Raw genomic sequence first — 4506 nt, 5'->3', positions numbered from 1 at the left:
CCCATCGGGACAGCGGCGGAATCATCCTTGCTGGCCAGTGCAGGGGCGGCGCCGCTGACCCGCGGCGCCTCGGGGGTGGCCATCGCAGTTTGCGCTTCGGGAGTGGCCGCGCTCGACGCCCCGGATGCGGGCGGCATCGTGGCACTGCTTTGCGCAGGCGTCATCGGCGCCAGCGGTGCGGTTGTCACCATCGGGGCAGCATCGCCTTCGGGCAGTTTCGCGGACCTGTCTGATACAACGCCTGTCGTCACCCGGTCCGGAACCGTGTCTTGCGGAGAGGCCGGGGTCGCCAGCGTCATATCTGGCAGTGCTGGTGTTTCAGGAACGGCTGTTTCGGACTGGGCGGGAACTGATGCGGCCCCGGTCGCACCATCGTTTGCGGCTGGCGCTGCCTCTGCAGTTACTTGCGGCGTTACCTGCGGCGGTGTCGCCGTGTCTGCCGTTGTCTCGGCGGTTGGCTCTGTTGTCGGCTGGGGGGGTATTTTGCCGGTCGGTTCTGCCGCACGCTCCGCACCTGGCTGCTGCGCCGTTCCGGCGTCAGTCACAGCCGCACCCTGCCCGCTTCCGCCATCCACGACCGGAGGTTCCGACACCAGAACGGCGGCGACCAATCCTGCCCCGGCAACGGCTGTGCCCCAGCCCAATCCTGCCCAAAACCCTCGGCTCACACCAGACCCTCCTGCCTGCACACCACCCGCGCAGAGGTTCTAAAAAGGGAGGGTTTCCCTTGACGCCCCTGTGCCGCTCGGCCCATGTATAGCGCGGGGTGCAAACGGGTTCACCCCCAAACAGACATGCAATGGCACGGGTTGGGCAAAATGCTGCTTCTGATCGACAATTATGACAGTTTCACCTATAATCTGGTGCATTATCTCGGTGAATTGGGCGCGGATGTGCAGGTACAACGCAACGATGCGCGGGATGTCGCCGCCACGCTTGCCCTGAAACCCGATGCGATCGTGCTGTCCCCCGGTCCCTGCACGCCGTCGGAGGCCGGGATTTGTCTTGATCTGACACTGGCCGCGGCGCAAGCAGGTATCTCGCTGCTCGGCGTCTGCCTCGGGCATCAATCCATCGGCCAGGCCTTTGGCGGCGATGTGATCCGCTGCCATGAGATTGTGCATGGCAAGATGGGGCTGATGCAGCACAATGGCGCGGGCGTCTTTGCGGGTCTGCCCTCACCGTTCAAGGCCACCCGCTATCACAGCCTTGTGGTGGACCGCACCACCCTGCCCGATTGTCTGGAAATCACGGCCTGGCTGGAGGATGGCACCATCATGGGCCTGCGCCACAAAACCCATGCAATCGAAGGCGTGCAATTCCACCCCGAAAGCATCGCGTCAGAGCACGGCCACGCCTTGCTGAAAAACTTTCTGACCCGCGTGAAGGAACCTGCATGAGCGACCGCCTGAAACCCCTGATCGCCGCTGCCTGCCAACGCCCCTTGTCGCGCGCCGAGGCCGAAAGCGCCTTTGCCGCAATGTTTGACGGTGATGCAACGCCCGCGCAGATGGGCGGCTTGCTGATGGCCCTGCGCACACGCGGCGAGACTGTGGATGAGATTGCCGCCGCCGCCCATGTCATGCGCGTCAAATGTCATGCGGTGAAAGCGCCTGCGGGGGCGATGGAGATTGTCGGCACCGGGGGCGACGGCAAAGGCACGCTGAACATTTCCACTGCAACCGCATTTGTGGTTGCGGGTGCGGGCGTGGTGGTCGCCAAGCACGGCAACCGCAACCTGTCGTCGAAATCCGGTGCGGCGGATGCGTTGACCGAACTGGGCCTGAATGTGATGGTCGGGCCCGCCGTGGTTGAAACCTGCCTGAAGGAAGCCGGGATCGGCTTCATGATGGCGCCGATGCACCACCCCGCCACCCGCCACGTCGCGCCGGTCCGGCTGGAACTGGGCACCGGAACCCTGTTCAACATCCTCGGCCCGCTGACCAACCCTGCCGGGGTGAAAATCCAATTGACGGGTGCCTATAGCCCCGCCCTGATCCGCCCGATGGCAGAGGTTTTGCTGGCGCTCGGCTCCACCTCCGCGTGGTTGGTGCATGGTGGGGATGGCACAGATGAGTTGTCCATCGCATTCCCCTCGCAGGTCGCGGCGCTGAAAGATGGCGCGATCACGGAATTTGAGGTCCATCCCGAAGATGCAGCCCTGCCCCTCCATCCGTTCGAGGCGATCATGGGCGGCAGCCCCGCCGATAATGCCCGCGCGTTTCGCGCTTTGTTGAACGGGGCCGCAGGCGCGTACCGCGATGCCGTTCTGCTCAATTCTGCCGCCGCCCTGTTGGTTGCGGGCAAGGCCACCGACCTGAAACACGGCGTCGACCTTGCGCGCAGCAGCATTGACTCGGGGGCCGCCCGCGCGCGGCTGGAGGCACTGGCGCGTCTGACCAACGCCTGATATCCTGTTGAAATCCAATCAGAACGGGCCAAAGCGATGACCACAATCCTCGACAAGATCAAATCCTACAAGCTGGAGGAGGTTGCAGCCCGCAAAGCCGCCACCCCCTTGGCCGATCTCGAGTCCGCTGCGCATGACGCCCCCGCACCACGCGGCTTTGCCGAAGCACTGAAAACCGCCTCCGCTCATGGCTACGGCTTGATTGCCGAAATCAAGAAGGCCAGCCCCTCAAAAGGTCTGATCCGCGCCGATTTTGACCCCGAGGCACTGGCGAAAGCCTATGAGGCGGGGGGGGCCACCTGCCTTTCGGTGCTGACAGATGCGCCCTCCTTTCAGGGAGCCGATGAATTCCTCACGAAGGCCCATGCCGCGACCAAGCTGCCCTGCCTGCGCAAGGATTTTCTCTATGACCCCTATCAGGTCGTCGAATCCCGCGCGCTTCATGCTGATTGTATCCTGATCATCCTCGCCTCCGTCAGTGACGCGCAGGCGAAGGAACTTGAAGACACCGCTGTTGCTCTTGGCATGGATGTGCTGATCGAAGTCCACAACCGGGAGGAGTTGGAACGCGCCGAACTCCTGCAATCACCGCTGGTCGGCATCAACAACCGCGATCTCAACAGTTTTGAGGTGACGCTGCAAACCACCCGCGATCTGGCGCGAAGGGTGCCGGAAGATCGGCTGATCATCTCTGAATCCGGGCTGTTCACCCCTGACGACCTGGCCGATGTTGCCCGTTTCGGTGCGCGATGCTTTCTGATTGGCGAAAGTCTGATGCGCCAAGATGATGTCGAGGCGGCAACCCGGATGATCCTGTCAAAACCGCTGAACGCGCCGGGGCGGATGTGATGGCGGAAAACCCGCTCAGCCATTTTGACGCAGCGGGTCATGCCCATATGGTCGATGTGTCCGAAAAGCCCGTCACCGCCCGCATCGCCGTGGCCCGTGCTGTGGTGCAAATGGCCGCCGAAACGCTGGCCCTGATCACCGAAGGCCGTGCCGCCAAGGGCGATGTTCTGGGCGTTGCCCGTCTGGCCGGGATCATGGCGGCCAAGAAGACCGCCGATCTGATCCCGCTTTGCCACCCGCTCCCCCTCACCAAAGTCGCGATTGATCTGACCCCGGATGCCGCAATCCCCGGCGTCGTGATCGAGGCCACGGTGAAAACCGGCGGTCAGACCGGGGTGGAGATGGAGGCGCTGACAGCGGTTACCGTGGCCGCACTGACGATCTATGACATGGTGAAGGCCGTTGACAAGGCGATGGAAATTTCCGAAGTGAAGCTACTTCTCAAGGACGGCGGTAGATCCGGCCGCTTTCAGGCCGAGTCATGATTTCGGTGCAGGACGCGCTCTCAAGGCTGTTCGATCTGGTCACCCCGATGCCCACCGAAACCGCGCATCTGGCGCAGGCCAATGGCCGTTGGCTCGCCACGCCCGCCATAGCCAGCCGCGACCAGCCGCCCTTCGATGCCTCCGCGATGGACGGCTATGCGATTTGCGGCGCAGCCCTGCCCGGCGCCACGTTCGAAATCATCGGCACCTCCGCCGCCGGGCACGGCTGGCAGGGTAGGCTTTTTCCCGGTCAAGCCTTGCGCATTTTCACCGGTGCGCCGGTCCCGGAAGGCGCGGAGCGGGTCGTCATGCAGGAAGATGTGACCGCGACCCCGGCCCGCATCACCCTGTCGGAACGCCTCGATCTGTCCGGCCATATCCGCGCCAAGGGGCAGGATTTCCGCATTGGCGACGCGGTTTCGCCCCGCCGCTTGCGCCCTGCCGATGTCGCACTGCTTGCGGCGATGAACATCGCGGAGGTCACCGTCACCCGCCGCCCCGTGGTCGCGATCATCGCGACCGGCGATGAGCTGGTGATGCCCGGCGAATCCCCAGCGCCCGATCAGATCATCGCCTCCAACAGTTTCGCCCTGAAAGCGATGGTGGAGGATACAGGCGCGGTTGCCCGCATGCTGCCGATTGCCCGCGATACCGAAGACAGTTTGCGAACGATCTTTGGGCAGGCAGAGGGGGCCGATCTGATTGTCACCGTCGGCGGCGCCTCGGTGGGCGATCATGATCTGGTGGGCAAGGTGGCCGCCG

General features: G+C 63.9%; 5 protein-coding genes and 1 pseudogene. 5 read left to right on the top strand and 1 reads right to left on the bottom strand.

The genetic code is table 11. From position 1 onward, the window contains the following. Positions 1-668 (bottom strand): annotated as a pseudogene (locus L0H65_RS15180) (hypothetical protein); the annotation flags it as partial. 150 nt (positions 669-818) lie between these two features. On the opposite strand from L0H65_RS15180, the gene L0H65_RS15175 reads away from it, so the two are divergent. The 5 genes from L0H65_RS15175 to L0H65_RS15155 all read left to right on the top strand — a co-directional run. Beyond that, the gene (locus L0H65_RS15175) at positions 819-1400 is read left to right on the top strand and encodes an aminodeoxychorismate/anthranilate synthase component II (protein ID WP_301459885.1); all 582 of its coding nucleotides are present in this window, start codon (positions 819-821) and stop codon (positions 1398-1400) included. Further along, positions 1397-2410 (top strand): anthranilate phosphoribosyltransferase, encoded by a 1014-nt coding sequence (gene trpD / locus L0H65_RS15170; protein WP_301459884.1) that lies wholly within the window; start codon positions 1397-1399, stop codon positions 2408-2410. Before L0H65_RS15175 ends, trpD begins: the two co-directional genes overlap by 4 nt. A 36-nt stretch (positions 2411-2446) precedes the next feature. Continuing rightward, positions 2447-3259, top strand: a complete 813-nt coding sequence (trpC, locus tag L0H65_RS15165) for an indole-3-glycerol phosphate synthase TrpC (protein WP_301459883.1) — start codon at positions 2447-2449, stop codon at positions 3257-3259. Further along, entirely contained in the window at positions 3259-3744 is a 486-nt protein-coding gene (gene moaC / locus L0H65_RS15160; protein ID WP_301459882.1) for a cyclic pyranopterin monophosphate synthase MoaC, read from the top strand. Before trpC ends, moaC begins: the two co-directional genes overlap by 1 nt. Further along, positions 3741-4506 (top strand): molybdopterin molybdotransferase MoeA (locus L0H65_RS15155; protein WP_301459881.1); only part of this gene is annotated, 766 nt, incomplete at its 3' end. The genes moaC and L0H65_RS15155, both read left to right, overlap by 4 nt.

The sequence above is a fragment of the Pseudorhodobacter sp. genome (assembly GCF_030452865.1).
GTDB lineage: Bacteria > Pseudomonadota > Alphaproteobacteria > Rhodobacterales > Rhodobacteraceae > Pseudorhodobacter.
The sequence above is the reverse complement of the archived record's forward strand: the minus strand, read 5'-3'. Positions and strand labels throughout refer to the sequence as shown.

What these genes read in the sequence shown, in the direction of transcription:
- trpD (WP_301459884.1), top strand. Translation starts at nt 1,397, where the DNA reads ATGAGCGACCGCCTGAAACCCCTGATCGCCGCTGCCTGCCAACGCCCC.
- trpC (WP_301459883.1), top strand. Translation starts at nt 2,447, where the DNA reads ATGACCACAATCCTCGACAAGATCAAATCCTACAAGCTGGAGGAGGTT.
- moaC (WP_301459882.1), top strand. Translation starts at nt 3,259, where the DNA reads ATGGCGGAAAACCCGCTCAGCCATTTTGACGCAGCGGGTCATGCCCAT.
- L0H65_RS15175 (WP_301459885.1), top strand. Translation starts at nt 819, where the DNA reads ATGCTGCTTCTGATCGACAATTATGACAGTTTCACCTATAATCTGGTG.